At 70.6% G+C, this 3,395-nt stretch carries 3 protein-coding genes; all 3 read right to left on the bottom strand.

Annotated features, from left to right (window positions below; genetic code table 11):
• Positions 1-222 precede the first annotated feature (222 nt).
• Positions 223-930, bottom strand: coding sequence for a phosphorylase (locus tag J7024_RS36645; RefSeq protein ID WP_124826781.1), 708 nt, complete (start codon positions 928-930; stop codon positions 223-225).
• Positions 931-933: 3 nt separating this feature from the next.
• A complete protein-coding gene (gene shc, locus J7024_RS36640; RefSeq protein WP_175761884.1) occupies positions 934-2,907 on the bottom strand; it encodes a squalene--hopene cyclase in 1,974 nt (657 codons plus the stop codon).
• 15 nt (positions 2,908-2,922) lie between these two features.
• Positions 2,923-3,395: FAD-dependent oxidoreductase (locus tag J7024_RS36635; protein WP_234746032.1), on the bottom strand; the 473-nt coding region annotated here is incomplete at its 5' end.

The raw sequence follows: 3,395 nt of genomic DNA, 5'->3' as shown, positions 1-3,395 counted from the left end.
CGGGCCGTGGCGGTGTCGGCTGCGCCGGGCGGGGCGAGGACGGCGCCGGCGGCCAACGGCGCGCCGATCGCGCCGGCAATGCCGACGCTGCCCGCGAGCAGTCCTGTCGCGCAGTAACGCGGCACTGCGCTCGCGAGCAGGACCCGAAGCGGTGCATCATGCAGCGCGCTTTTGTTGCGTGCTCGAAAAAGAAAGGGGAAGGGGAGGCGCGGCGAACGCCGCTCAGACGATCCGCAATGCGCCCGCACGCTCGAACGCGTGCCGGGCCTGGATCAGCGTCGTGCGTGCCGCACGCGCGTCGCTGGCGACCTGCAGCAGCGGACCGAGCTGCGACGGCTGCTTCAGCAGTTCGCGCAGGATCGGCAGGATGGCCGTGCTGCCGTCGTCGCGCAGGCCGGCCGTTGCCGCGCGCGGCAGCGTGCGCCACGCCGGGTCGACGATCGCTCGGCACACCGCGAACGGCACGCCGCGCGCCGCAGCGAACGCGGCCGCGATGTGCGACTCCATGTCGACGGCGAGCGCGCCCTTCAAGTGATGCAGCGACGTCTTTTCCTGCTCGCTGATCACCGGCGCGCCGACAGCCGCCATCGTGCCGCGCGTGACGCGCGCCCACACCGGCGTGTCGTGCAGCGCCGCGACGAGCCGCGCGCTCCAGCCCGTGTCCGTCTGCACGCGGCCGAACGGCCCGTCGACCGCGTCCGCGATCACGAGCGCACCGGGCGCCAGATCGGGCGCGAGCCCGCCCGCCGTGCCGAAGCTGACGATGCCCGCGCAACCGCGTGCGGTCGCTTCGGCCAGCGCGCGCTCGAGCCGGTCGGCCCGCGCGGCGAACACCGCCTCGACGCCGTGGCCGCGCGCGATGCGCGCCTCGAACGCCATCCCCGTGACGGCGATGACGGGCAACGTGCCGTTGTGCTGCGTCGCGGCCACGCGTCAGATCCCGACCGTCACGCGCGTCGCGTTCGCGCGCTTCAGGTTGCGATAGCGCGCGAGCGCCCACAGCGGGAAGAACTTGCGATAGCCGTGATAGCGCAGGTAGAACACGCGCGGGAAGCCGGTCGCCGTGAAGCGCGTCTCGTCCCACAGACCTTCGTCGTTCTGCCGGGCGATCAGGTAGTCGATGCCGCGTGCAACGGCCGGGTTGTTCACCTCGCCGGCCGCCATCAGGCCGAGCAGCGCCCAGGCCGTCTGCGACGCGGTGCTCGGCGCCTGCTCGAAGCCGCGGTAGTTCAGCTTGTAGCTGTCGCCGTCCTCGCCCCAGCCGCCGTCCTTGTTCTGGATCGACAGCAGCCACTGCGCGCCGCGCTTCATGCGCGGATCGTCCGGCGTCAGGCCGGCCGCGTTCAGCGAGCACAGGGCCGTCCATGTGCCGTACACGTAGTTCATCCCCCAGCGGCCGTACCAGCTGCCGTCCGGCTCCTGCTCCTTCAGCATGTAGTCGAGCGCGCGGCGGGCCGGATCGCTGTTCAACGGTGTCTCGCCGAGCTGCGACAGCATCGACAGGCAGCGGCCCGACACGTCGGCGGTCGGCGGATCGAGCAGCGCGCCGTGATCCGAGAACGGGATGTTGTTCAGGTAGTACTGCGTGTTTTCCGGTTCGAACGCGCCCCAGCCGCCGTCGCTGCTCTGCATGCCGACGACCCATTCGCGCGCGCGCGCCATCGATTCGCGATACGTGTCCGTGTGCCGGAGCTTCTGCGCGCGGTCCATCGCCATCACGACCACGGCCGTGTCGTCGACATCCGGATAGTGCGCATTCGCGTACTGGAACGCCCAGCCGCCCGGCCGCACGTTCGGGCGGCGCGAGATCCAGTCGCCGCGCACGTCGAGGATCTGCAGCGGGCGCAGCCAGTCGAGGCCGCGCATCGCGGCGTCCTCGGCGCGCGCGTCGCCGGTTTCGAGCAGCGCATGCGCGGCGAGCGACGTGTCCCACACCGGCGACAGGCACGGCTGGCAGTACGCTTCGTCCTCGTGCACGACGAGCAGCTTCTCGACCGACTTGCGCGCGATCGCGCGATTCGGATGATCTTCCGCATAGCCGAGCACGTCGTACATCATCACCGCGTTGGCCATCGCCGGATAGATCGCGCCGAGGCCGTCCTCGCCGTTCAGGCGCTCGTCGACGAACGACACGGCCTGACGGATCGCACGCTCGCGCGTGTAGCTCGGGAACAGCCCGTCGACCGCACGCAGCGCATGGTCGACCACGCGGAAGAACGCGAACCAGCCGGCGCTCTGGTGGCCCTGGCGCGGCAGCAGCCCGGCGTTGACGGGCGGGTCGATGAACAGCTCGTCGATGCGCACGCCGCGCGGATTCTTCGCGAGCGGGCGCTTCGCGTTCAGCACCAGCAGCGGCACGATCACGGTCCGCGCCCAGTACGACACCTTCGACAGGTGGAACGGGAACCACTGCGGCAGCAGCATGATCTCGACCGGCATCATCGGCACCGCGCGCCACGGGATCGCACCGTACAGCGCGAGCTGGATGCGCGTGAACACGTTCGACATCTCCGCGCCGCCCATCGCGTGGATCGCACGACGCGCGCGCTGCATGTGCTCGGCGTTTTCGTCGTCGCCGATCACCTTCAGCGCGAAATACGCCTTCACGCTCGCGCTGATGTTCGGCGCGCCGTCGGTAAACAGCGGCCAGCCGCCGTCCGCCTGCTGGATGCGGCGCAGATAGCGGCCGATCTTCCGTTCGAGCTCGAGGTTCGGCGTCTCGCCGAGATAGTGGACGAGCAGCACGTATTCGGCGGGAATCGTCGAATCGGCCTCGAGTTCGTAAACCCAGTGTCCGTCCGCGTTCTGCGCGGCCAGCAGCGCATCGGTCGCGCTGGCGACGGCCGCGTCGAGGCCGGCCGGCGTGGTGCCGGCGGACAGGTTGGCCATATCGGTGAGATCGTTCATCGGTCCCTCTGTTGCTTACTGTGTCTGGAGCACGTCCGCGGCCAACTGGCCGGAGCGGATCGCGCCCTCGATCGTGGCGGGCAGGCCGGTGGCAATCCAGTCGCCCGCCAGCACGAGATTGGCCCAGCGCGTTCGCACGGCCGGGCGTTTCATTTCCTGCGACGGCACCGCCGCGAAACCCGCGCGCGGCTCGACGACGAGCTGCCACGCGGGAAGGGTTTCCGGGTTCGCGCCGCTCACGCGCGCGACGTCTTCCCAGATGCGCCGCACGAGCACGTCGCGCGGCATGTCGAGCCAGCGGCCCGCGTCCCGGATCGTCGCCGCGAGCGGGCCGCCACCGGTACGCACCGCGTCGACCACGCCGTTGACGACGCTCGTCTGCAGCAGGCTGCCGGCCGGCGTCTCGACCGCGAAATAGGCAGTCACGACCGAGCCGAACGTGTCGGGCGCGGTCAGATCCGGTACGAGCGGCTGCGCGATCTCCGGCG

It is taken from the genome of Burkholderia sp. WTPI3 (assembly GCF_021483755.1).
Classification (GTDB): Bacteria; Pseudomonadota; Gammaproteobacteria; order Burkholderiales; family Burkholderiaceae; genus Burkholderia.
The sequence above is the reverse complement of the archived record's forward strand: the minus strand, read 5'-3'. Positions and strand labels throughout refer to the sequence as shown.

What these genes read in the sequence shown, in the direction of transcription:
- shc (WP_175761884.1), bottom strand. Translation starts at nt 2,907, where the DNA reads ATGAACGATCTCACCGATATGGCCAACCTGTCCGCCGGCACCACGCCG.